Annotated in this window: 18 protein-coding genes; 13 read left to right on the plus strand and 5 right to left on the minus strand. The window is 33.1% G+C overall.

The features are described 5' to 3' along the window. Window positions 1–159: 159 nt before the first annotated feature. The 5 genes from addB to BK821_RS06885 all read left to right on the plus strand — a co-directional run bounded on the left by addB (window position 160) and on the right by BK821_RS06885 (window position 10,115). Complete coding sequence (gene addB / locus BK821_RS06865; protein ID WP_071331462.1) at window positions 160–3,624, plus strand: helicase-exonuclease AddAB subunit AddB; 3,465 nt, start codon at window positions 160–162, stop codon at window positions 3,622–3,624. After that, entirely contained in the window at window positions 3,621–7,277 is a 3,657-nt protein-coding gene (addA, locus tag BK821_RS06870) for a helicase-exonuclease AddAB subunit AddA (RefSeq protein ID WP_071331463.1), read from the plus strand. Before addB ends, addA begins: the two co-directional genes overlap by 4 nt. A gap of 21 nt (window positions 7,278–7,298) precedes the next feature. Beyond that, window positions 7,299–8,438, plus strand: a complete 1,140-nt coding sequence (locus BK821_RS06875; protein WP_046837344.1) for a DUF418 domain-containing protein — start codon at window positions 7,299–7,301, stop codon at window positions 8,436–8,438. A gap of 117 nt (window positions 8,439–8,555) precedes the next feature. Continuing rightward, window positions 8,556–9,461 carry a fumarylacetoacetate hydrolase family protein gene (locus BK821_RS06880; RefSeq protein WP_046837345.1) on the plus strand — a complete coding sequence of 302 codons (906 nt, stop codon included), beginning with the start codon at window positions 8,556–8,558 and terminating at the stop codon, window positions 9,459–9,461. 264 nt (window positions 9,462–9,725) lie between these two features. Then, window positions 9,726–10,115 carry a YisL family protein gene (locus BK821_RS06885; protein ID WP_046837346.1) on the plus strand — a complete coding sequence of 130 codons (390 nt, stop codon included), beginning with the start codon at window positions 9,726–9,728 and terminating at the stop codon, window positions 10,113–10,115. An 84-nt stretch (window positions 10,116–10,199) separates the two neighbouring features. On the opposite strand, the gene BK821_RS06890 is transcribed toward BK821_RS06885, so the two are convergent. Then, window positions 10,200–10,721 (minus strand): TetR/AcrR family transcriptional regulator, encoded by a 522-nt coding sequence (locus BK821_RS06890; protein WP_046837347.1) that lies wholly within the window; start codon window positions 10,719–10,721, stop codon window positions 10,200–10,202. 141 nt (window positions 10,722–10,862) lie between these two features. Here BK821_RS06890 and BK821_RS06895 point away from each other — a divergent pair, with 141 nt between their 5' ends. Continuing rightward, window positions 10,863–11,783, plus strand: coding sequence for a ketopantoate reductase family protein (locus BK821_RS06895; protein ID WP_071331464.1), 921 nt, complete (start codon window positions 10,863–10,865; stop codon window positions 11,781–11,783). A gap of 322 nt (window positions 11,784–12,105) precedes the next feature. On the opposite strand, the gene BK821_RS06900 is transcribed toward BK821_RS06895, so the two are convergent. Next, window positions 12,106–13,428, minus strand: a complete 1,323-nt coding sequence (locus tag BK821_RS06900; protein ID WP_071331465.1) for a CoA-disulfide reductase — start codon at window positions 13,426–13,428, stop codon at window positions 12,106–12,108. A 32-nt stretch (window positions 13,429–13,460) separates the two neighbouring features. Continuing rightward, complete coding sequence (locus BK821_RS06905) at window positions 13,461–14,303, minus strand: Cof-type HAD-IIB family hydrolase (protein WP_071331466.1); 843 nt, start codon at window positions 14,301–14,303, stop codon at window positions 13,461–13,463. A gap of 113 nt (window positions 14,304–14,416) precedes the next feature. Between BK821_RS06905 and BK821_RS06910 the strand changes: the two genes are divergently transcribed. The 3 genes from BK821_RS06910 to clpB all read left to right on the plus strand — a co-directional run bounded on the left by BK821_RS06910 (window position 14,417) and on the right by clpB (window position 19,780). Next, the gene (locus tag BK821_RS06910; RefSeq protein ID WP_046837351.1) at window positions 14,417–14,725 is read left to right on the plus strand and encodes a metal-sulfur cluster assembly factor; all 309 of its coding nucleotides are present in this window, start codon (window positions 14,417–14,419) and stop codon (window positions 14,723–14,725) included. A gap of 280 nt (window positions 14,726–15,005) precedes the next feature. After that, window positions 15,006–16,835 carry an acyltransferase family protein gene (locus BK821_RS06915; RefSeq protein WP_071331572.1) on the plus strand — a complete coding sequence of 610 codons (1,830 nt, stop codon included), beginning with the start codon at window positions 15,006–15,008 and terminating at the stop codon, window positions 16,833–16,835. Between the two features lie 338 nt (window positions 16,836–17,173). Next, complete coding sequence (clpB, locus tag BK821_RS06920; protein ID WP_071331467.1) at window positions 17,174–19,780, plus strand: ATP-dependent chaperone ClpB; 2,607 nt, start codon at window positions 17,174–17,176, stop codon at window positions 19,778–19,780. 143 nt (window positions 19,781–19,923) lie between these two features. On the opposite strand, the gene BK821_RS06925 is transcribed toward clpB, so the two are convergent. Next, window positions 19,924–20,118 carry a YjzD family protein gene (locus BK821_RS06925; RefSeq protein WP_046837353.1) on the minus strand — a complete coding sequence of 65 codons (195 nt, stop codon included), beginning with the start codon at window positions 20,116–20,118 and terminating at the stop codon, window positions 19,924–19,926. Window positions 20,119–20,348: 230 nt separating this feature from the next. On the opposite strand from BK821_RS06925, the gene BK821_RS06930 reads away from it, so the two are divergent. Together BK821_RS06930 and fabF are read left to right on the plus strand one after the other, a co-directional pair. After that, on the plus strand, window positions 20,349–21,290 hold the full coding sequence (locus tag BK821_RS06930) for a beta-ketoacyl-ACP synthase III (RefSeq protein WP_046837354.1): 942 nt from the start codon (window positions 20,349–20,351) through the stop codon (window positions 21,288–21,290). Window positions 21,291–21,301: 11 nt separating this feature from the next. Next, window positions 21,302–22,546 (plus strand): beta-ketoacyl-ACP synthase II, encoded by a 1,245-nt coding sequence (fabF, locus tag BK821_RS06935; RefSeq protein ID WP_046837355.1) that lies wholly within the window; start codon window positions 21,302–21,304, stop codon window positions 22,544–22,546. A gap of 408 nt (window positions 22,547–22,954) precedes the next feature. Here the strand turns inward: fabF and BK821_RS06940 are convergent, their stop codons facing one another. Beyond that, on the minus strand, window positions 22,955–23,329 hold the full coding sequence (locus BK821_RS06940) for a DUF3899 domain-containing protein (RefSeq protein ID WP_046837356.1): 375 nt from the start codon (window positions 23,327–23,329) through the stop codon (window positions 22,955–22,957). A gap of 246 nt (window positions 23,330–23,575) precedes the next feature. On the opposite strand from BK821_RS06940, the gene opp3b reads away from it, so the two are divergent. Together opp3b and opp3C are read left to right on the plus strand one after the other, a co-directional pair. Beyond that, window positions 23,576–24,502: an oligopeptide ABC transporter permease gene (gene opp3b / locus BK821_RS06945; RefSeq protein WP_046837357.1), complete on the plus strand. Its 927-nt coding sequence runs from the start codon at window positions 23,576–23,578 to the stop codon at window positions 24,500–24,502. Further along, complete coding sequence (gene opp3C, locus BK821_RS06950) at window positions 24,502–25,569, plus strand: oligopeptide ABC transporter permease (RefSeq protein WP_046837380.1); 1,068 nt, start codon at window positions 24,502–24,504, stop codon at window positions 25,567–25,569. The genes opp3b and opp3C overlap by 1 nt, the downstream gene beginning before the upstream one ends. Window positions 25,570–25,575 lie beyond the last annotated feature (6 nt).

The following is a 25,575-nucleotide window of genomic DNA, read 5'->3' on the forward strand; positions in this document are numbered from 1 at the left end:
AAGTATTAATAAATCGGTTTTTCTAAACCTTAAAATATTATAAAAGTAATTGTGATATGAGTTGATGATTAAAATATGAATATAGCTTTATGAGTATTTAGATTAACGATGCACAACCTTTTATATGTTAAAATATAAGTCAAAGGAGTGGAAGATGTCATGGAATTAAATGCTTATATTGGAAGAGCAGGTACGGGAAAATCACATGCAATGATAGAAGAAATAAAAAACAAAATGAAACAAGATCCGTTAGGCGACCCGATTGTCTTAATTGCTCCAACACAAAATACTTTTCAACTTGAGCAAGCATTCGTAAATGACTCTGAACTGAACGGTAGTCTGAGAACAGAAGTATTACACTTTGAACGACTAAGTTATCGTGTCTTTCAAGAAGTTGGCGGTTTGATGGAACAACAATTGTCGAAAGCAGGCACAGAAATGATGATTTATGACATCATTCAACAACACCAATCGGACTTAAAGCTTTATCGTTCTCAAGTTAAATATTACGGTTTTAGTGAGAAACTCTATGAGCAGATACAAGATTTTAAGAAATATGCAGTATCCCCTGAACAGTTAACATCATACATAGAGACAAATACACTACAAACTAGAACCAAACATAAGCTTCAAGATATAGCACTTATTTACAAACATTTAGAAGATAGAATAAATGGAGAATATGTATCTACTGAAGATAGTTTGCAACGTTTTATAACGGTGATGGACAAATCTGAATGGCTCAAACGTACTGAAATTTATATCGATGGGTTTCATAACTTTTCAACGTTGGAGTATCAAATCATTCAAAGCTTAGTGAAGTATGCCAAAAAGGTAACGATACTATTAACAACAGATGGTGATAAAGATACGTTTAGTTTATTTAGAAAACCATCAGAATCACTTACGCATATAGAAGATATAGCACAGCAGTTAAACTTACAATTAAATGTTAAGCGTTTTAACCAAGCATATAGGTTTAAAAATAATGATTTATCTCAATTAGAACAGAGCTTTAATGCTTTGCAATTTGAGCCTATAGCGACACAAGGTAATATAGAAATCTTAGAGTCTTCTATAATGAGAGAAGAAATCAATGAAATTGCACGACGTATCTTAAGAGAAACACGTGAACAAGGACGTCGTTATCAAGATATAGCCATATTGTATAGAGACGAATCCTATGCTTATCTGATGGAGTCTATCCTACCACAATATGGTATTCCGTATAACATTGATGTGAAAGAGTCTATGACACATCATCCAATCATGGAAATGTTGCGTTCACTTATTGAAGTAATTCAAACTAATTGGAAGTTTGATCCACTGATGCGTTTGTTTAAAACAAATGTTTTAACTAAGAAATTTAAAGATAGTCATCTACTTATTGATATCTTAGAAAATTTTGTGTTGGAACGTGGCATTTATGGCAAACGTTGGATAGACGAAAAGTATTTCCATGTAGAGCAGTTCAGAAAAATGGGGTTAAAACGTCAGCCGCTGACAGATGATGAACGAGAAACTTTTGAACGTGTAATTCAATTGAAAGCTGATGTCATTGACAAAGTTATGCACTTTGAAACAAAAATGAGTGAAGCGAATACAGCGGTTGGATTTGCAACTGCATTTTATGAAGCGTTGGAAGCCTTTGATTTACCAAGTTTATTAATGACGGAAAGAGATACACTAGATGTAGAAGGTGAACATAAAAAAGCAGAGGAAATTGACCAAATATGGAACGGCTTGATTCAAACTTTAGACGATCTTGTTACGGTGTTCGGAGATAAAAGTATGTCCCAAACTAGATTTTTAGAGCTATTTGATATTGGTTTAGATCAATTGGAATTTGTCATGATTCCGCAAACATTAGATCAAGTGAGTATTGGTACAATGGACTTGGCTAAAGTTGATAACAAAGCACATGTATACATTGTAGGGGCTAATGATGGTGTTATCCCACAAACTGTTTCATCTTCAAGTTTGATCACGGATGACGAGAAGAAATATTTTCAAGAACAAGCATCAATAGAATTAAGTCCTACAGCAGATATACTACAAATGGATGAAGCCTTTGTCTGTTATATTGCAATGACGAGAAGTCGTGTGGCTGTGACATTCTCTTATTCACTTATGGGAACAAATGGTGATGAAAAAGAGCCGAGTCCATTTTTAAATCAAATTCAACAGTTGTTTACAAATCTAGAAGTTCAAAATATACATCATCAACATCAAGCTAATCCACTTACTTTAATGGAACATCCACACCAAACAAAAATTGTGTTATTTGAATCATTAAAAGCATGGTTAGACGATGAAATAGTTGCAGATACTTGGTTAGATACATATCAAGTTATGAGAGATGATGATCGTCTAAATAAAGGATTGAATTATTTGTTATCTGCACTGACATATGATAATAAAACGGTGCAATTAAGCGAATCACTATCTAAAGATTTATATGGAAGTACGATAAATGCCAGTGTTTCACGTTTTGAAGGATATCAAGCATGCCCATTTAAACACTTTGCTTCACATGGTTTGAGGTTGAATGAACGAACAAAATATAAACTAGAACATTTTGATTTAGGTGATATTTTTCACCAAGTATTAAAATTCATTTCAGAAAAAGTGAATGGCGATTTTAAAAATTTGAATACAAAGCAAATTCATAAATTGACGGTTGAAGCCTTATCGGAAATATTACCCGAGGTTCAATTTAATTTATTGAATTCAACTGCGTATTATCGTTATTTATCACAGCGAATTGGCGCAATAGTTGAAACAACATTGACCGCATTGAAATATCAAGGTAATTATACTAAATTTACACCACAACGCTTTGAAGCTGGCTTTAGAAGAAAACCACGAGACCATGACGAACTTTTTGCAGAGGCATTGCAAACAACACAAGGTATTCCAATCAATATTCGCGGACAAATAGATCGTATTGATACTTACAATGAAGGGCAACAAAGCTTTGTAAATATTATTGATTATAAATCGTCTAAATATAGTGGTACTTTAGATTTAACAAAGGTATATTATGGTATGCAAATGCAGATGATGACTTATATGGATATTGTTCTTCAAAATAAATCACGACTTGGTTTAACTGAAATGACCAAACCTGGCGGCTTACTCTATTTCCATGTTCATGAACCACGTATTAAACTAGCGTGGAACCAATTAAGTGAAGAAAAGAGAGACGAAGCATTTATTAATTCATTTAAATTGAGTGGATTGTTGAATAGTGATGAATCTGTGTTAGATGCATTTGATACAAGAATTGAACCGAGCTATACGTCTGATATTGTACCACTCGGATTGAAAAAAGATGGCGGTATTAAAAGCAATAGTAAAGTTGCAGATGAACAGACCATTTATAAACTCATTAAACACAATAAACAAAATTTTATTGAGACTGCATCAGATATTATGGACGGCCATACAGAAGTTGCTCCATTGAAATATAATCAAACTTTACCGTGTGATTTTTGTAATTATAAATCGGTTTGTCATGTAGACGGAATGATTGATAGTAAACGATATCGTACAGTAGATGAATCTATTGATCCATTAGAAGAAGTTCAAAAAGTGGCGTTAGAAGAGGATGATCAAATATGAGCCAAATTCCAGTGAAACCCGCTGATGTTAGATGGACGGATAATCAGTGGAAAAGTATTTATGCAAAAGGGCAAGATGTGCTTGTAGCAGCGGCTGCAGGTTCTGGGAAAACAGCTGTATTAGTTGAACGTATTATACAGCGCATTTTAAATGATGAAATTGATGTAGATCGATTACTTGTCGTGACATTTACGAATGCAAGTGCACGTGAAATGAAACATCGTGTGGATCAACGGATACAAGAAGCTTCGCAAGAGGCGCCTGATAATGAACATTTAAAAAACCAACGAATTAAAATACATCAAGCTCAAATTTCTACACTACATAGTTTCTGTTTGAAATTAATTCAACATCATTATGATGTATTAGATATAGATCCAAATTTTAGAACAAGTGGTGAAGCGGAAAATATACTGTTATTAGAGCAAACAATCGATGAAGTTTTAGAGCAACATTATGATATCCTTGACCCTAGTTTTGTTGATTTAACAGAACAATTATCATCCGATCGAAACGATGATCAACTGCGTAATACAATTAAACAAATGTATTATTTTAGTATAGCAAATCCTAATCCATACGGATGGCTCCGAAATTTAGCAAGTCCTTATTATGATGAAGCACAGCAAAATGAATTACTACAATTATTGAATGAATTGGCTATGATTTTTATGGAGTCAGCGTTAGAAGCACTAGATAAAAGTTATAACTTATTTATGTTGTTGGAAGAAGTAGATAAGCAAGTAGCAGTGTTAGAAAAGGAAAGAGCATTTTTAAATCAAGCCATGGAAGATGGACAGTTAAATTCCGAAGTGATTGCACAACATCAATTTGAAGCTCGTTTTCCAGCAAAGAATAAAAAGATAAAGGAAGCAAATGAAATGATGATTGATGCTTATGATGACGGTAAAAAGCATTATGATCATTATAAATCATTAGTCTCGAAAGTGCAGGAAGATTATTTTTCCCGAGATGCGCAAGATTTGAAACAAGACATGCAGAAATTAGCACCAAGGGTTTCTTATTTATCTAAAGTCACAGCCGATGTGATTGAACAATTTGATCAAAAGAAACGGAGCAGAAATCTCTTAGATTTTTCTGATTATGAACACTTTGCCTTACGCATATTGATGAATGAGGATGGCTCGCCTTCAGAAGTGGCTGATGTATATCGACAACAATTCGAGGAAATCTTGGTCGATGAATATCAAGATACAAACCGAGTGCAAGAAAAGATATTGTCATGTTTTAAGCGTGGAACTGAAGCTGATGGCAATTTATTTATGGTAGGTGATGTTAAGCAATCTATCTATAAATTTAGACAAGCCGATCCAAGTTTATTTATCGATAAGTATAATCGATTTACATTAGATGGTTCTAACAATGGTATGCGTATTGATTTATCTCAAAACTTCCGCTCTCGAGAAGAAGTATTAACGACGACAAACTATTTATTTAAACATATGATGGATGAATCCGTAGGAGAAATTATATATGATAATGCAGCACAACTCTACTATGGTGCCGCATTCGATGATAAACCACATGATGTACAAATGAATATGTTGGTCGAAGACCCTTCATCAGATTTAAATGGTTCAGAACAAGAAGCAGAATATATAGTGCAACAAGTAGAGAAGATTATGGATGAGCACGAAATATATGATATGAAAACAAATCAATATCGTAAGCCAAGTTATAAAGATATTGTCATATTAGAAAGGTCATATGGGCAGGCTAGAAAGATTCAACAAGCTTTTAAAGATCATAATATTCCGTTCCATGTTAAGAGTAAGGAAGGGTATTTTGAACAAACTGAAGTCCAATTAGTCTTATCATTTTTAAGAACAGTAGATAACCCTTTACAAGATATCTATTTGGTAGGATTGATGCGTTCAGTCATTTATCAATTTACGGAGGATGAATTATCAAATATTCGTGTCCTTAGTCCAAATGATGATTATTTCTACCAATCTATCCAAAACTATATGTCTCATGAAGCATCCAATAAAAATTTAGTGGAAAAATTACAAGTATTTTTACAGGATATAGCAATGTATCAAATGTATAGTCAAAGTCATCCAGTCTACCAATTGATTGATGAATTTTATAATGACCATTACGTTATACAATATTTCAGTGGTATTATAGGTGGCAAAGGGCGTCGTGCTAATTTATATGGCTTGTTTAATAAAGCTGTGGAATTTGAAAATTCGAGTTTCCGTGGTTTATATCAATTTATACGTTTTATAGATGAATTAATGGAACGTGGAAAAGATTTTGGCGAAGAAAATATTATCGGTCCCAATGATGATGTCGTGAGAATGATGACAGTGCATAGTAGTAAAGGCCTTGAATTTCCTTTTGTAATTTATTCAGGATTATCTCGTAAATTTAGAAGAGATGATTTGTATAAATCTGTAATTCTTAATCAAACCTACGGTCTTGGCATGAATTACTATGATGTAGAAAGTAATATTTCTTATCCGTCATTGTCTTCAGTAACTTATAAAGCTATCACAGAAAAAGAAATGATTTCAGAAGAAATGCGTTTAATTTATGTAGCATTAACGCGAGCAAAAGAGCAATTGTTTTTAATCGGTCGTGTCAAAGACGAGAAAGAGCTGCAGCAATTAGAACAAGCACCAGTGTCAGATACACATTTACCCGTCAGTTACCGTATAACTGCACAAAGACCTATTGATATGATTTATCCAATATTGGCCAAATATCAATCTACATCGTTACCTAACGAATTACGCTTTGAAAATTCAATTCATGATATAGAAGCATCTATGATACCTTATGTTCATCTAACAACAGACTTTTATCAAGATATTGCTTCAGAAACAGTATTTGAAGAAAGCGAGCAGCGGACAATCCAAGATATTCATGCATTAAATACTGGCAATGATGCCATAAAAGAACAAATACAAACACAGTTAACACATGAATATACATTTCAGATGGCAATTAATAAGCCATCAAAACAGTCTGTATCTGAACTTAAAAGACAATTAGAAACCGAGCAAACTGATACCAACTATGATCGTGTCCGCCAATATCGTATTGGTTCAGCAGCCTACGATAGACCAGACTTTTTAAGTCACAGCTCCAAGCGTAAAGCGAATGAAATAGGCACATTGATGCATACTGTCATGCAACATTTACCGTTCCGAAGTGGTGGTCTGAACCAATCAGAAATAGAACAATATATTGGACGACTCATTGAGCAACATATCATTCCTGAAGATGCGAAAACAGACATACGTTATGACGATATAACGTATTTTGTTCAAAGTGAATTATATGAAACCATCGCACAAAGTGACGCAATCTACCGAGAGTTACCATTTGTTGTAAATCAGTCTAAAGTAGAATCGATGAGAGAAGTAGAAGAAGATGCTTCGATAATTCAAGGTATGATTGATTTGATTTTTGTAAAAGAAGGACAATATTATTTCGTTGATTATAAAACAGACGCTTTTAACAGAAGGAGAAATATGACAGATGAAGAAATAGGTGAACAGTTAAGGTCACGGTATAAAGTACAAATGGATTATTACCGTAATACATTAGAAACACTGTTAAATGCTGACGTTAAAGGATATTTATATTTCTTTAAATTTGGTCAACTATCTATTGATTCTTAGAATCTAAAGGGAGGTTGTTTTGTGCCACCACAAAAGCGGTTATTCGAATTAGATGCATTACGGGGATTGAGTTTATTTGGTATCGTGCTTATGAACATTTTAGTTTTTAGTATGCCATATGAAGAAGCTTATTTACCGGATATAGTACACGGCATCAACGAAGGACTTTTACGAATAGTTACGCTTGTCGTTATCAGTTCATTTTATCCAATCTTTTCATTTTTATTTGGATATGGATTAGCAATTATGTATGAAAATATCCAATATAGAGGCCTTCGTTATTATCCGATTATATATCGAAGGTTAGCTTGCTTATTGATTATCGGTTTAATACATGGGTGTTTTATATTTTCTGGCGATATTTTATTTGGGTATGCATTTACAGGAATGCTCGCAGTGTTGTTAATTAAAAAGAAAACGAAAACATTGATTAAAGCGGCAACAATATTGTTTGTATTAAAAATTATCCTCATTGTCATACCATTTTCAGTATTCTCATGGAACACAGGAAGAAATGATACAAATAACTTTTCAGGTATGTCTTTGGGACAACTCATAGATGTTAAGCAAAATGGTAATTATTTTGACTTGTTAAAAATAAATATCAATGAAACAGTGATGAGTGTCTTAGATGTTATGACAACATCGGCGTACTTAGAGTTTTTACCATACATTCTATGTGGTATAATAGCGCAAAAATTAAATTTAATCACTGTTCTACGTAACAATAACAATCAAAAACGCACGACTTTCTGGGGAATGCTATGTATAGTTATAGGGTATACTCTGAAAGTGCCATTCGCCATAGATTATAGTAATAATGCTTTTCAATATATAAGTGCCATGGTTGGAGGTCCGATTGTAGCAGCAGGCTATATTTTAATATTTTTACGTTTATGCCAAGTGTCAAAAGTTAGAAAAGTTGTCCACCTGTTTGAATATCCTGGAAAGTTAAGTTTAACAGTGTATTTATCACAAAGTATTATTTTTACTTTGATTTATATGGGGTTAGGTTTATATAACAAGCTAGAGCTTTATCAGTCCTATCTCATTGTACTTATTGTATATAGTTTACAAGTTTGCGCTAGTTATTACTATTTAAAAAAATTCAAACAAGGTCCGGTTGAATGGGCGTGGAGAAAAATAACATATTTAAAGTAATTGTACGATTATTTCTAAACTGATTGAATTTTTAGAAAATACCAGGTATTTATTTGTTATTTGGTAGTAAATATAGTTATAATATGTATTAAGATATAGATGAGGAGCTGATATTGAATGAAATTCCTATCATTCAGACATGAAGGACAGACATCTTATGGTGTAAAAGTAAAGCGTGAAGAAGCAGCGTGGGATTTGAAAAAAGTCTTTGCTGATTTTGCTGAAGGAGAGTTTCATCCTAAAACATTATTACATGGCCTTCAACAGAATCAAGTCGTAGATTTCCAAGAACAAGTGCGTAAAGCAGTTGTTGCTGCAGAAGATAGTGGCAAAGGTGAGGATTATAAAGTACAATTTGCTGACGTTGAATTTTTACCTCCAGTTACACCAACAAATAATATAATTGCTTTTGGACGTAATTATCAAGAACATGCAAATGAATTAAATCATGAAGTTCAACGGTTATATGTATTTACAAAAGCGGCATCGTCATTAACTGGTGATAATAGCACAATCCCAAATCACCAAGATATTACTGATCAATTAGATTATGAAGGTGAATTAGGTATCGTCATTGGAAAATCTGGTGAAAAAATACCTAAGGGCTTAGCGTTAGATTATGTGTATGGTTACACTATTATTAATGACATTACAGATCGTAAAGCTCAAAAGGCACAAGACCAAGCATTCTTATCTAAAAGTTTAACTGGTGGATGTCCAGTCGGTCCGTATATTGTAACTAAAGATGAATTGCCTACACCTGAAGATGTTAATATTGTAACAAAAGTTAACAATGAAATTCGTCAAGATGGTAATACAGGTCAAATGATTCTTAAAATAGATGAATTAATAGAAGAAATATCTAAATATGTTGCGTTACATCCAGGTGATATTATTGCGACAGGTACCCCAGCAGGTGTCGGTGCAGGTATGAATCCACCCAAATTCTTACAACCTGGTGATGAAGTTAAAGTAACGATTGATAACATTGGTACTTTAACGAACTTTATTGCTGAAAAATAAATATACTTAAACGGACTAACATTTGAGATTGTTAGTCCGTTTTTTGAGTGATTTAACTATGGAAATTAGGGACTTTGATATAAATGATGAATTGTAAGAAAATAGATTTTGAATTTCTTTTTGAAAAATGACAAAGTATTGAGTATGATAAGGATGGAAGCATATTATTTTTGCAATTCAAAGACTACAAAAATTTTACTTATATATAATTATTGTAGTTAATAGTTGTATGAAGTGATAAAAAATATGTGTGGGGGTTATTTAATGTTACATATTCATATTACATCATGGGTGCTTGCAATTATTTTGTTCTTTGCTGCGTATTTTAACTTTTCAGTAAAACAAGGCGCAACACCTTACTTTAAACCAATTCATATGGTATTAAGACTCTTTATGGTATTAGTTTTAATTTCAGGATTTTGGTTATGGATTCAAGCTTTTTCTTCTGATAATGCTGGAGGGCATATGTTACTAACATTGAAAATGTTAGGCGGCGTAGCAGCTGTTGCACTTATGGAAGTTACCATTGCGAAAAGGAAGAAAAGCCAACCAAGCCATGGATTAATGTGGACAACGATTATCGTCATTATCATTACGATGTGTTTGGGTATTATCTTGCCACAAGGACCAATTACAAAAATGTTTGGTTTATAAAGAAAAAGCAGTCATTCATTATGTGATTGCTTCAAGCTGTCGACAGAATTTTTGATTTTGTTGACAGTTTTTTTGTGCATATTTTTATAGAAATGATTCAATATGTGGTGCTAATAAACGCCATAGTTCATTACTTAATTCATCAATAGAGCATGGTCTAGATTGTTCAATCCACCAAACGATAACGCCTACTGTTGCTGAACCTAAAAACTGTGTCATTATTTCATTGTCTTTTTGCTTAATAGATTTCATGAATTTCTCTGAAAGTGTCTGTTTTAATATATTTAAATCTGATTTTTGTATCAATTTCTTAAGGAGATCATATTGCTTATCGATGGCGACAAGTATTTCTCGTATACCCTCTTTACCGTCTTCTATTGCATACATATAGTGCTCACATTTCTCAATTGCCTCTGCCATAATAAAATCTATGGCGTGATTAAGAATGTCATATTTATCGATAAAGTTTAAATAAAGCGTTCCCCTATTAATATTGGCAAATTCAGCTATATCTTTCATAGATATTTTAGCAACGTCTTTTTCCTGCATGAGTTGTATAAAAGTTTCGATAATGAGTTGGCGTGATTTTTCTTGTCTTTTATCCATAATTACTCCTTAGTTCTCGACAATTTTTGATATTTGTACATTAAACATCAAAATGTACATTTTGTTTATTGAGTTTAACGTTTTATAATGATAACTTCAAGTTAATGAACAAATGTTTATTAAAAAGGAAGGAGTATACCAATGAATATACTTATTTATGGTGCTGGTGTGCAGGGGCAATTTTTAGCACATGCGCTAAACAAACCTGAGAATAATATAACGATATTAGCAAGAGGACAGACCTACAACAATTTGAATGATAGGGGAGTCGTATTAAACCACTATTTCCAGAAGCGAAATACAAAAGAACATTTTAGCTATATTAGTGAATTAAATGAGACTGATCATTATGATGTTATATTTGTAACAATGAAATATTCAGATGTCTATTCAGTTGTACCTATAATAGGGAAAAATGTTACGCAGAATATCATTTTTGTGGGGAACAACACCAATCCACACAAGCTTCGTGAAACTGTTCTTAAGCAATCAAAGACATATAAAAATGTATCTTTTGGTTTTTTAATGACTGGGGGAAATAGAAATGACAGCACAACAACGGTTATCCGATTTAATGCTGGAGAACTAAAAGTCAGTCACCTTGAGGAGAAAATACCATTTCAAAATAAACTTTATAAAATATTCAAAGATTTACCTATAAAATTAACTTATGAAGCAAATTTTGAAGATTGGCTAATGTCACATGCAGCAATGATTATACCTTTAAATACAGGCATAGCGCTAAAAAATCAGTATAAAGGAAAACAACAACAACAACTGATTAACAACATCATAAAGTCATATAATGAACTACACTTATTAATAGAACAAAGTAACTATAAAATTATTCCTAAAGTCCAAGCTATATTTTTTAAGAAATTTAAATTCATTGCATATCCCATGTTAAAATTCTTATTAAACATTAAAGTGATGAATCAAATTCAAGGATCTAATAGCGAAGTTACATCATTATATCAAGATATTAAATTACTAAATGAACAAACTGCAGTGACAACGCGTCATTTAGATAAGATAGTTAAAAAAGTAGAAGAATTAAATTGATTTAGAATCAATACTTTAAAGATAAATTAATAAGATCTTTTTGAATTTTAAAATGAAATTTATAGCTTGAAAGAGAATGGATGGAGAGACCCTGTTTAAAGATGTGACTAAATTAGAAACAAATGTTAATCATGATACATTTGAATAGGCGCATTGTGGAACGATACAGTAAAAATATAAGCAACTTTGAGATAAGTATGTAAAATTGAAATTGTACTAGGAGGCAAGAAGCAAAAAATGAATTTACGAAATAAAATCGATGATTTCTACTCAGCTTCATACTTAATAGAAATCATCGATTTTATTGTCTCAGATATTATTTTTATTTATTTCGAGCTTTATAACCAATCATGTTAATAATATCTTTCGGTCTACTATATGGTGGCGCATAGGCAACTTCAAATTCAGTGAGTTCATCAATTGTTAAGCGATGCATCATTGCCATCGATAATACATCGATACGTTTATCGGCGCCTTTTTTTCCAACTGCTGCTGCGCGTATAATACGACGGTTGGTATTATCAAAATAGACACGTAAATGTAAAGGGGAATTACCTGGATAATATCCAGCATGTTCACCCTGTTTAGTTTCAACGACTTCATAATCAAAATGCATTAATTCTTGTGGGCTGACACCAACACTTGCAAAGGTATAGTCGAAAAATTTAACAATGTTTGCACCTAAATAGCCTTTGAACTTTATGGAATCATTCCCAGCAATTTGTTCAGCAATAATGCTTGCGCCACGATGTGCACCCCATGCTAGTGGGACATGTGCTTCAAGGTCAACGTGCCGATAGTGTGCATTTATAATATCACCTAAAGCATATATGTTTGGGATGTTTGTTTCGAAGCAATCATTGACAGGTATATAACCACGTGCGTCTAGTTTGATGTTAGACGTTTTGATGAAATCAGAATTCGGTTTTACACCAATACCTTCAATAATAATATCAAAATGTTCAACTGTACCTGATTTGAAATGCACCTCATTTCCAATGACTTTCTCAACTTCTTCATTGAGTCTAAATGGTATTTGACGTTTTTGCATTTCTTCTATAATAGGTTGATTCATATCGGAATCCATCAGTTTGTTGATATGAGTTGAGCGATGAATTAGCGTTGGGCTAATGCCTCTTTCATATAAATTATCAAGTATCTCTAAACCAATATAGCCAGCACCAATAATAAGTGCATTACTGACTTTACGATGCTTAATAAATGATTCTATGGCATCTGTATCTTCCATATTTCTTAATGTAAATGTGATATCGCTGTCCAAATTTAACGAGTTTGCACTACAACCTGGACTCAGAATTAAGGTATCATAAGTTTCTTCAAATGATTGTTTGCTTTGTCTATCATATACGGTAATAGATTTATGGGTATCATTAATTGCCGTTACTTCATGATAAGGTTTGACTGTGATTTGTTTTTTTTCATAGAACATTTCAGGTGTAGCTTCTAGGATTTTATCTCGTGAATCAACAACATTACCCAGATAATAGGGTAGTGCACAATTTGCAAAACTCATATCTCTGTCTTTTTCGAAGACAATGATTTCACTTTCTTGATCTAATCTTCGTATCTGACTAGCGACGGTCGCTCCACCAGCAACAGCGCCAACGACTATGATTTTATTCATAATAAATGACCTCCTAGTAAGTGAGTATCTGACTATATTCGAGATGTAATGAATGCTTTATAAGGAATATCAAGTTGGAAATAGTTGTTAAGATAACGACCAATACCGTCATCATTATTTGAATATGTAGTTTCATTAGCTACGTGTTTTAACTCGTCTAATCCATTTTCCATTGCGATACCGTATTTAGCATATTTAATCATTTCTAAGTCATTATCTTCGTCTCCGAATGCAATAATTTGGTTGCGATCAATGTCTAGGTGTGATTTAACATAATCAATGCCTCTAGCTTTGCTAATACCTTGTTTTACAATTTCAATAACTGGAAAAGGTGATCCCCATCTGCGGTGTTCAATGTTTTCAGCATAAAAGTGCGTGAGCATTTGTTTAACTCTTGGAATCATCACTTCTTCAGCTTCTACTAAGATAGAAGTCGGTGAGGCTGTTAAAGAAGTCAATAAGTCACCAGTTTCTACTTTAGGCGTGCCCATTGAAAAGCCATCAAATAATTTTTGGTCAAAGTTATTAAGAAAGACATGATCTTTGATTTCAGCAATAATATTTGAAACACCATAATCATTTAAGGACTGAATAATTTCTTTAGACAATTCTAAATCTAAAACATCGTGCTTTGTTTTAAAGTTATTATCTTTAGGATGGTGAACATAGGCACCATTAAAGTTAACTACAGGCGTGTCCATATGAAGTTCATGGTAATAAATTTGACTTGCTCTATAAGGGCGGCCAGTTGCTATCATGAGCTTATGCCCTTGTGATTGTAAAGTTTTTAACACTTGTTTTGTATAAGTAGGAATTACTTTTTCATCGTTTAAAAGTGTACCATCTAAATCTAAGCAAATTAAATAAGGTTTCATGCAAATCTCCTTAATGTTTAATAATTGTTGTATCAATATCATAGCATTTTATTGGCGTTTTGTAAGATATTTGATATATTGTTAATATGATTAATAACGAAGAGGTGAGACAAATGGACGAAGGATTAAAAGATAGTATTTTAAATGCGCTTGAAATGGTTATAGACCCTGAGTTAGGAATTGATATTGTTAACTTAGGTTTAGTATATAATGTAGACGTTGATGATGAAGGTATTTGTAAAGTAGATATGACTTTAACTTCTATGGGTTGTCCAATGGGACCACAAATTATGAACCAAGTTAAAATGGTCTTGGCAGAAATACCTGAGATTTCAGATACAGAAATAAATATCGTTTGGAGCCCGCCATGGGACAAAGATATGATGTCTCGCTATGCTAAAATTGCGTTAGGCATTGGTTAAACAATAAATGGAAATAATTAAGAGAACTAGCTAAATGAGAACCGTATCAAAACGCGGAGATCATGAGGTTAGTTCTTTTTTTAATTTTAAAACTCAAAAACTTCGTTTAATAAATTATATAAGTTTGAACTATTGAAAAAATAAAAAAATGTATCGTACAAATCATTAAAATAATTGCATTTATATTACAAAAGTATTACAATCGGCTAGTAAAATGAAAGTGGATTTACGCTGTAGATAAAGCATTATTTTAAAATTTGGGGATGAAAGTATGATGAAAATGAGTAACGATTCAAGTAAGCGTTGCGATAAAAAACGCGATACACGTTATATGCCTGGCTTGGATGGATTAAGAGCAATTGCTGTTATAGGCATCATTATCTATCATTTAAATAGGCAATGGCTTACGGGTGGTTTCTTAGGTGTAGATACATTTTTTGTTATTTCAGGCTATTTAATTACCAGCTTATTATTAAAAGAGTATGAAGAAACAGGTATCATTAATTTGAAAAACTTTTGGTTAAGGCGGGTTAAGCGATTAATGCCTGCAGTTATCGTCTTAGTTTGTGTGGTGGTATTAGCTACGCTCATTTTAAAACCAGATCAAATTGTCGGTATCAAACACGATGCATTTGCTGCAGTACTTTACGTATCTAATTGGTGGTATATTGTTTCAGATGTAAATTATTTTGAACAGTTTGCGTTTATGCCACTTAAACATTTATGGTCACTAGCAATTGAAGAACAGTTCTACATATTCTTTCCAATTGTATTAATCACTTTATTACTCACTGTTCGCAAATATCGCAATGTGACATTGATTTTTTGGATTATTTCATTAGTATCTTTGTTTGTAATGATTATGATTTCGCAACCGCATATGGGTCATTCCCGTGTTTATTTTGGAACCGATACAAGACTGCAAACGATGCTCTTAGGTGTAATGTTAGCATTCTTATGGCCACCATTTAAATTGAAGAAAAAACCAAATGTTGCTATAAGACACGTCGTTGATACAGTGGGGGTATTAAGTGTTATTTGCTTATTAAGCCTATTTATTTTGGTCGATGATAATAGTGATTGGATATATAATGGCGGATTTTATTTGATATCAGCAATGACACTGTTTGTAATCAGTAGTGCAGTACATCCATCAGGATATTTCGCTCGGATACTCGGTAATCCAGTATTCGTATACATTGGCAAACGCTCATATAGTTTATATTTATGGCATTTTCCGGTGATAAGTTTTTTACATAGTTACTTTGTAGACGGGCAAATTCCTGTTTATGTGTATATTATTGATGTGATAGTAACCATCATTTTTGCAGAATTATCTTATCGCTATATCGAAACACCGTTTAGAAAATATAGTTTCCGTGCGTTCACGTTAAACCGTTTTAGAAAAATCTCATTCTTACGAACAGTAGCTTTAATCATTATTCTAATCCCGTCACTGCTGATTTTTGCAGGAGCATTTGATCATTTAGGTAAAGATACTACAGCTAATAAGAAAATGTCTTATCATACTACAGGCAATCATAAGCTCAAAGAAAAGTCTAAAACTGTTTCTCTCAAAGAAAAATCAGGAGAAAAGCAAGCCAAAGCACATAAAAATAATAAAGTATATTCAGACCTGAAACCTTTACTTATTGGGGATTCTGTAATGGTAGATATTGGAGAAGATTTTACTAAATATGTACCTAATGCCAATATTGACGGTAAAGTTGGACGTAATTTATATGAAGCTATACCACTCGTTGAACAAAATTATAAAAAATATGCTAATAAAAACGAGCAAGTAGTTCTAGAGCTAGGGACAAATGGTGATTTTTCAAAAGAGCAATTGAACGAACTGATAAGTAAATTTGGAGATGCCAAAATTTATTTAGTAAACACGCGCGTTCCGAGAAATTATGAATCACATGTAAATAGTTTGATGGCTGATGCTGCTAAAAATCGCCAAAATGTAACGTTAGTAGATTGGCATAAACGTTCAGAAGGTCATTCTGAATATTTCGCTCCGGATGGTATTCATTTAGAATATTCAGGCGTTCAAGCTTTAACTGACGAAATATTAAAACAGATGGTTCCTAAAAAGGATAAATAATAAATTTTATTTATTATGCCTAAGCGAAACGAAAAGTAATACGATAGTAAGTTCATTTCAACATAACGTTGGCATGGGCTTTCATTCGTTTTTAAAGACAATTAAAATATCAGAAATATGTAATAAAAAATAAGTTAAAGTATGATGGTTTAATCACGCTAATAAAGGGGCAAAACATTGATGTATATAGCTTGAAGTATAAGTGTTTTATTTGAAAAAATACAAGCTTTTGTGTTGATTATCTAAATAAAAAGGACTATAATAAACTTAAGGTCAAAGAAAGTCAAAGTCAAACTTACTTTCCATTGATCAAACACTAAATGGTGAGGTGAATCATTTTGGATATTAATCAAATGACCTATGCAGTTCAAGGCGCTATACAAAAAGCTGTTGAATTAGCAAAAGAAAATGAAAATCAAAATATTGAAATTGAAGCTGTACTTATGGCAGCACTTGAAGAGAATGATAGTTTATTTAAAAGTGTTCTAGAACGTGCCAATATTGAAACAGAAGCACTGATAAATGTATATAAAGAAAAATTAAAACAATATCCATCTGTGCAAGGCGATAACGTACAGTACGGACAGTATATTAGTCAAAAAACGAATGAACTGTTTAATAAAGCTGAAAGTTATATGAAATTTTATGAAGATGAATATATTTCTATGGAACATATTATTGTTGCTGCGATGGACATAGACGAAACGACGCAACAATTTATCGCCAATAAAAAAGAAGTGATAACTGAGATTATAAAAAAAATAAGAGGGGGAAATCACGTGACATCACAAAATCCAGAAGCAAATTATGAAGCGTTAGAAAAATATGGACGTGACTTAGTTGAAGAAGTACGTCAAGGCAATATGGATCCGGTTATAGGACGAGATGAAGAAATACGTAATGCTATTAGAATTTTAAGTAGAAAAACGAAAAACAATCCTGTACTTATAGGTGAACCTGGTGTAGGTAAGACTGCTATCGTTGAAGGATTAGCGCAACGTATTGTACGTAAAGACGTACCAGAATCACTATTAGATAAGACGATTTTTGAATTAGATCTAAGTGCTCTAGTTGCCGGAGCAAAATACCGTGGTGAATTTGAAGAACGCTTAAAAGCAGTGCTTAAAGAAGTTAAAGATTCAGAAGGTAGAATTATTCTATTTATTGATGAGATTCACATGCTTGTAGGTGCAGGTAAAACAGAAGGTGCGATGGATGCCGGTAACATGTTGAAACCGATGCTTGCACGCGGTGAATTGCATTGTATTGGTGCTACAACACTAAATGAATATAGAGAATATATTGAAAAAGATTCAGCGTTAGAACGTCGTTTTCAAAAAGTAAACGTTGCCGAGCCAGATGTAGAAAATACAATTTCTATATTACGTGGATTAAAAGAGCGTTACGAAGTTTATCACGGAGTACGTATTCAAGACAGAGCTATAGTAGCAGCTGCAGAATTATCAGATCGTTATATTACTGACCGCTTCTTACCAGATAAAGCGATTGATTTAGTCGATCAAGCTTGCGCAACGATACGTACAGAAATGGGATCTAACCCAACAGAACTAGATCAAGTCAATAGACGTGTCATGCAATTAGAAATTGAAGAATCTGCATTGAAAAATGAATCCGATAACTCAAGTAAACAACGATTACAAGAACTACAAGAAGAATTATCTAATGAAAAAGAAAAACAAAATGCAATACAATCACGGGTAGAAGAAGAAAAAGGTAAAATTGCTAAATTACAAGAAAAACGTTCAGAATTAGATGAAAGTAGAAAAGCTTTAGAAGAAGCTGAAACGAACTATAATTTAGAAAGAGCAGCTGAGTTACAACATGGTAAAATTCCAGCATTAGAGAAAGAATTACGTGAATTGGAAGAAGCGTTCCAAGATGAACAAAGTGGAGACACTGACCGTATTATTCGAGAAATTGTAACTGATGAAGAAATTGGAGAAATCGTGAGCTCATGGACAGGTATTCCAGTATCAAAATTAGTTGAAACTGAAAGAGAAAAATTATTGAATTTGGCAGATATTTTACACAAACGTGTCGTGGGCCAAGATAAGGCTGTTGATTTAGTATCAGATGCTGTTGTAAGAGCACGTGCAGGGATTAAAGATCCTAACAGACCAATTGGTAGCTTCTTATTCTTAGGACCTACAGGTGTCGGTAAGACGGAATTGGCTAAATCCCTAGCATCTACTTTATTTGATTCAGAAAAACACATGATTCGTATTGATATGAGTGAGTATATGGAAAAACACTCTGTCTCTCGTTTAATTGGTGCACCTCCAGGTTATGTAGGTCATGATGAAGGCGGACAATTAACAGAAGCAGTTCGTCGTAACCCATATTCTGTTATATTGCTAGATGAAATTGAAAAAGCACATTCAGATGTATTTAACGTACTTTTACAAATACTTGAAGAAGGTCGTCTAACAGATTCTAAAGGAAGAGAAGTAGATTTTAAAAATACAATCATTATTATGACTAGTAACATTGGTTCACAAATTTTATTAGAAAATGTTAAAGATACAGGTGTTATAACAGAATCTACCGAAAAATCTGTAATGACAAGCTTGAATCAATATTTCAAACCAGAAATTATTAACCGTATGGACGATATTGTGCTCTTCAAACCGTTAACAATCGACGATATGAGTTTAATCGTTGATAAAATATTGACGCAATTAAATATTAGACTTATGGAACAACGTATTTCTATAGAAGTTTCTGATGAGGCAAAAGCATGGCTAGGAAAAGAAGCGTACGAACCTCAATTTGGTGCACGTCCTTTAAAACGTTTTGTACAGAGACAAATTGAAACGCCATTAGCCCGTAAAATGATTAGAGAAAATTTACCAGAAGGTACATCAATTCATATAGATTTATCAGATGACGGCTTGACGTTTGAAGATATCAAACCTGAAATGTGATAAAGGTAATTAAATATAGCAACCACAAAATAGCACAGCCCCCGTATCAGTTGTCAGACTTTTACGGGGGCTGTTTTATAATAATTTGTTAAATAAAAAACTGCCACAAAGTAATGATACTTTGTCGACAGTTTAAAATATGCCTAATGCTGCTGTTTAGAATCATTGGACGTTGGCTTAATCACCATATCAAATAACACTACAATAATTGTAAATATAACTGCTACAACAAGAGGTGTGATTAGGTTAAGTGGCCCGCCACCCTCTAAACTATTTAATACAAAATTAATCATTTCTAATAAGACAATAGACCAAAATAGAACTATGAGGTATTTCATTATGTAATGCCTCCAATATAATAAATATATCTCTATTATAAATAAGAAAACGCTATTTGTATAGTAAGAAAAGTATCAAAGCATATTTTTGCGTTATAATTAAATATGCTTTAAATTATAATAAAATATGCAATTATACACACATGTTAGAGGTAGTTCTTGTATTTGAAATGTGTATTATGTTAAATTAATACCTGGTAATAAAAAATAAATTAAGAAGGTGTTCGACCATGGACGTGGGTATTAAAGGTTTTGGTGCATATGCACCTGAAAATATAGTAGACAATGCCTATTTTGAAACATTTTTAGAAACAACGGATGAATGGATTTCTCAAATGACTGGTATTAAAGAAAGAAGATGGGCTAGTGAAGAGCAAGAAACATCTGATTTAGCATATGAAGCAAGCGTAAGAGCAATAGCAGATGCTGGAATTGAAGCCTCTGATATTGATATGATATTAGTTGCGACTTCTACAGGTGATTTTCCTTTTCCAACAGTAGCCAATATCCTTCAAGAGAGATTAGGCGTTGGTAAAGTTGCATCTTTAGATCAACTCGCTGCGTGTAGTGGTTTTATGTATTCTATGATTAATGCTAAACAATTTGTACAATCTGGAGATTATAAGAATGTACTTGTTGTAGGTGTAGATAAATTATCTAAAATTACTGATTTTACTGATCGTTCCACTGCAATTTTATTCGGTGATGGTGCAGGAGCTGCCGTTATCGGAGAAGTATCAGAAGGACGTGGTATTCTGAGCTATGAATTAGGTTCTGATGGCTCAGGCGGTAAATATTTATATTTAAATCCAGAAAATGGCAAAATATTTATGAATGGTCGTGAAGTATTTAAATTTGCAGTTAGAATTATGGGCGAAGCATCAAATAATGCAGTAGCTAAAGCAAATTTAAAACCAGAAGATGTTGATATGTTTGTGCCTCATCAAGCAAATATTAGAATTATGGAATCGGCGAGAGAACGCTTAGGCATACCGAGAGAAAAGATGAGTGTTTCAGTTGATAAATACGGTAATACCTCTGCAGCCTCAATTCCATTAAGTATTGCGCAAGAATTGGAAAATGGCAAAATTAAAGACGATGACGTTTTAGTGTTAGTAGGTTTTGGCGGCGGTCTTACTTGGGGCGCTGTTACATTGAGATGGGGAAAATAGGAGGATAAAATATGAGCAAAGAACAACGTGTTGTAATAACAGGAATCGGCGCATTATCACCTCTAGGTAACGATGCAAAGACGACGTGGGATAATGCATTAAAGGGCGTAAATGGTATTGAAGAAATTACTCGTTTAGATGTATCAGATTTCAATATTAATTTGGCTGGAGAGTTAAAAGATTTTAATATTGAAGATCATATCGAGAAAAAAGAAGCACGTCGTATGGATAGATTTACCCAATATGCAGTTGTCGCGGCAAGAGAAGCAGTGAGTGATGCTAAATTAGATATTAATGAAAATACTGCAAATAGAATTGGCGTATGGATTGGTTCTGGAATTGGCGGTATGGAAACTTTTGAAATTGCACATTCACAATTATTAGAACGTGGACCTAGACGTGTAAGCCCATTTTTCGTACCAATGTTAATCCCAGATATGGCTACAGGACAAGTATCTATTGATTTAGGTGCTAAAGGGCCTAATGGATCTACAGTCACTGCTTGTGCTACAGGTACAAATTCTATAGGCGAAGCTTTTAAAATCATTCAACGTGGTGATGCAGATGCCATGATTACTGGTGGTACGGAAGCACCAATTACTCAAATGGCAATTGCAGGGTTCAGCGCAAGTCGTGCATTATCTACAAATGAGGACAAAGAAACTGCTTGTCGACCATTCCAAGAAGGCCGTGATGGCTTTGTTATGGGTGAAGGCGCAGGTATTGTTGTACTTGAATCACTTGAATCAGCAAAAGCAAGAGGTGCAGAAATTTATGCAGAAATCGTTGGTTATGGTACAACGGGAGATGCTTATCACATTACTGCACCTGCACCTCAAGGAGAAGGTGGCTCACGTGCTATGCAAGCTGCTTTAGATGATGCAAACATTGAGGCTAAAGAAGTACAATACCTTAATGCTCATGGTACAAGTACACCAGTTGGAGACTTAACAGAAGTGCAAGCAATCAAAAATACATTTGGTGAAGCTGCTAAAACATTGAAAGTAAGTTCGACTAAATCAATGACAGGTCATTTACTTGGAGCGACAGGGGGCATTGAGGCGATATTCTCTGCACTTTCAATTAGAGATAGTCGTATTGCACCAACGATTCACGCTGTCACACCAGATCCTGAATGTGATATCGATATTGTGCCTAATAAAGCAGAAGATTTAGATATTACTTATGCAATGAGTAATAGTTTAGGTTTTGGTGGACACAATGCGGTAATTATATTGAAAAAATTTGCTGATTAAAAAATGACGTTTAATCACTAATATACTAAATAAAAAGTGGATGTAATCAATTGTGAGATGATTATATCCACTTTTTGTATACCAATTTTTATGAACTTTTGATCTGTTAAAAAATTATTTTTTAGAAATTAGTTAATATGAAAATAAACTTTTCATAATATCTACTTCATGTACTCTTTGCAGTGAGTTCAATTATATTTGAGTCAAATAACCATGTATGCGATTTATGACAACGTACGTGAAATGGATGATGTCGGTATATGTAGGGGTTATCGTATTACTTGGGTTTGTACTGCTATATTATGCTTTGTTTTATAATCCGCATTTAGATACAAAATAAAAGACTGTAAGAAATATTGTTAAATGGATGACAATATTTCTTACAGTCTTTTTTGTTTTAAGTAACGTTTAGAGCATAAATGAAATCAAAATAGAACATAATAAATATATAATATTACAAACAAATCCAGTGATTACCCATGGTGTAATAAAATATTGATCTTTTTTTACTTGTCCTGGTTTGAAAAATGTGTCTTTTTCTAAAGCATCTCTATGTTTTTGGCTAGAGAGTTGATATTTTAATCTTCTAAAACCATAACTTGTAGGATCTAATACACCTTCTTGAACAATGAGAATAATGAAAAATATAATCGTTAAGATGGTAGATATGTAAAACAGTAAATTCATAAAATGCACTAAAGTATGGACGCTAAAGAGCCACAAAGCTAAAGATAATAGAGGTGTGAAAAGTCCCCATATGAGTATATTGTGTTTGCTTCTCATTTTTATGCCTCCTAGTTTCAATAAATTTATTGTAACTTAATATAACTTAAAAAAGAATAATAATATCTATAAATTCTTTTATATCAATGTTTTTGTTAGTTAATAAATTATTTTGTTAAAATATTCTTTATTAATGTAAAGCAAAACAATATTGCTTAATAGATGAACTGAATATATAATTGTTATTAAATATTTCTGAATATTTTGAAAGGGAATGTTTATTTTGAAAATAAAGGGGGATAATTTATGCTTAAATATGTTTTGAAACGTTTAGGATATATGATTTTATCATTATTCATTATCGTAACGATTACATTTTTCTTAATGAAATTAATGCCAGGGTCGCCATTTAATGATGAAAAGTTAAGTGAAGATCAAAAGCAAATTTTAAATGAAAAATATGGGTTGAATGATCCTGTACCAGTGCAATATGCAAGCTATTTGAAAAATGTAGCGACAGGGGACTTTGGTAATTCATTCCAGTACGATAATCAACCCGTGTGGGAATTAATACAGCCACGATTATTACCATCACTTGAAATGGGACTTATAGCAATGGTGATTGGGGTTATATTAGGATTAATTTTGGGGATTATAGCAGCGGTACGGCAAAACAGTTGGGTTGATTACACAGCCACAGTAATTTCAGTTATAGCAGTGTCTGTCCCATCATTTGTATTAGCAGTACTTTTACAATATGTGTTTTCTGTAAGATTACATTGGTTTCCTGTCGCCGGATGGGAAGGTATATCAACAGCAGTCTTACCTTCATTAGCACTCTCAGCAGCAGTGCTAGCAACTGTGACTAGATACATAAGAGCAGAAATGATAGAGGTATTAAGTTCAGATTATATTTTATTAGCGCGTGCAAAAGGTAATTCTACGATGAGAGTGTTATTTGGACATGCATTGAGAAATGCATTGATTCCAGTAATTACGATTATTGTACCGATGTTAGCTAGTATTTTAACTGGGACTTTGACAATTGAAAATATTTTCGGTGTGCCTGGTTTAGGGGACCAATTTGTTAGATCTATTACTACAAATGATTTTCCTGTGATTATGGCAACAACAATTTTATTCAGTACACTATTTATTGTTTCTATCTTCATTGTAGATATTCTTTACGGTGTTATTGATCCACGTATTCGTGTACAAGGAGGTAAAAAATGATGGCTGATAAAAGAGATGAAAAATTAACAGATGACCATTCAAATGCAGTTATGTCACATACCTCTGAAGCTATTCCGGCAACTGATTTTATTAGAAGTAACAATGACATTTCAAAAGAACCAGAAATGCAAAGAGAAAGTAAAAACTTTTGGCAAGATGCATGGGCGCAATTGAAGCGTAACAAGTTAGCGGTAGTTGGGATGATTGGACTTATCATTATTGTATTACTTGCATTGATAGGGCCTTTGGTAAGTGCACATAATTATGCTGATCAAGATGTTGACAGACGTAACTTGCCAGCAAAAATTCCAGTACTAGATCAAATACCATTCTTACCCTTTGACGGTGAAGGCGCAAAAGGTGTTGATGCTTATAAAGAAGCTGGTGTTAAAGAGCATTTCTGGTTTGGGACTGACCAATTAGGAAGAGATTTATGGTCAAGAACATGGCAAGGTGCTCAAGTTTCTTTGTTTATTGGTGTTGTAGCCGCTTTATTAGATATATTTATTGGCGTTGTCTATGGTGCCATATCCGGGTTCTTTGGGGGACGGATAGATAATGTCATGCAACGTATCATTGAAGTCGTAGCATCTATTCCAACGCTTATCGTTGTTATATTATTCGTGCTGATATTTGAACCATCTATTTGGACAATTATATTAGCGATGGCTATTACAGGATGGATAGGTATGAGTCGTGTTGTGCGTGGAGAATTTTTAAAATTAAAATCACAAGAATTTGTGTTGGCATCTAAAACATTAGGTGCTTCAAAATTAAAACTAATTTTCAAACATATTTTACCTAATACATTAGGGGCAGTAGTAGTAACATCTATGTTCACGGTACCCAATGCAATATTCTTCGAAGCATTCTTAAGCTTTATCGGTATTGGTGTACCTGCGCCTAAAACATCATTGGGTTCACTTGTTAATGATGGTAGAGCGATGTTATTGATACATCCACATGAGTTGTTTATACCAGCAATTATATTAAGTTTATTAATCTTATTTTTCTACTTGTTCAGTGATGGATTACGAGATGCATTTGACCCTAAAATGCGTAGATAATAAAGG

This window comes from Staphylococcus sp. LCT-H4 (assembly GCF_001866145.1).
Classification (GTDB): Bacteria; Bacillota; Bacilli; order Staphylococcales; family Staphylococcaceae; genus Staphylococcus; species Staphylococcus succinus.

Bases quoted from the DNA above. Each gene is read 5' to 3' on its own strand.
- addB (WP_071331462.1), top strand. From the start codon at position 160: ATGGAATTAAATGCTTATATTGGAAGAGCAGGTACGGGAAAATCACAT.
- addA (WP_071331463.1), top strand. From the start codon at position 3,621: ATGAGCCAAATTCCAGTGAAACCCGCTGATGTTAGATGGACGGATAAT.
- BK821_RS06880 (WP_046837345.1), top strand. From the start codon at position 8,556: ATGAAATTCCTATCATTCAGACATGAAGGACAGACATCTTATGGTGTA.
- BK821_RS06885 (WP_046837346.1), top strand. From the start codon at position 9,726: ATGTTACATATTCATATTACATCATGGGTGCTTGCAATTATTTTGTTC.
- BK821_RS06890 (WP_046837347.1), bottom strand. From the start codon at position 10,721: ATGGATAAAAGACAAGAAAAATCACGCCAACTCATTATCGAAACTTTT.
- BK821_RS06895 (WP_071331464.1), top strand. From the start codon at position 10,863: ATGAATATACTTATTTATGGTGCTGGTGTGCAGGGGCAATTTTTAGCA.
- BK821_RS06900 (WP_071331465.1), bottom strand. From the start codon at position 13,428: ATGAATAAAATCATAGTCGTTGGCGCTGTTGCTGGTGGAGCGACCGTC.
- BK821_RS06905 (WP_071331466.1), bottom strand. From the start codon at position 14,303: ATGAAACCTTATTTAATTTGCTTAGATTTAGATGGTACACTTTTAAAC.
- BK821_RS06910 (WP_046837351.1), top strand. From the start codon at position 14,417: ATGGACGAAGGATTAAAAGATAGTATTTTAAATGCGCTTGAAATGGTT.
- BK821_RS06915 (WP_071331572.1), top strand. From the start codon at position 15,006: ATGAGTAACGATTCAAGTAAGCGTTGCGATAAAAAACGCGATACACGT.
- BK821_RS06925 (WP_046837353.1), bottom strand. From the start codon at position 20,118: ATGAAATACCTCATAGTTCTATTTTGGTCTATTGTCTTATTAGAAATG.
- BK821_RS06930 (WP_046837354.1), top strand. From the start codon at position 20,349: ATGGACGTGGGTATTAAAGGTTTTGGTGCATATGCACCTGAAAATATA.
- fabF (WP_046837355.1), top strand. From the start codon at position 21,302: ATGAGCAAAGAACAACGTGTTGTAATAACAGGAATCGGCGCATTATCA.
- BK821_RS06940 (WP_046837356.1), bottom strand. From the start codon at position 23,329: ATGAGAAGCAAACACAATATACTCATATGGGGACTTTTCACACCTCTA.
- opp3b (WP_046837357.1), top strand. From the start codon at position 23,576: ATGCTTAAATATGTTTTGAAACGTTTAGGATATATGATTTTATCATTA.
- opp3C (WP_046837380.1), top strand. From the start codon at position 24,502: ATGGCTGATAAAAGAGATGAAAAATTAACAGATGACCATTCAAATGCA.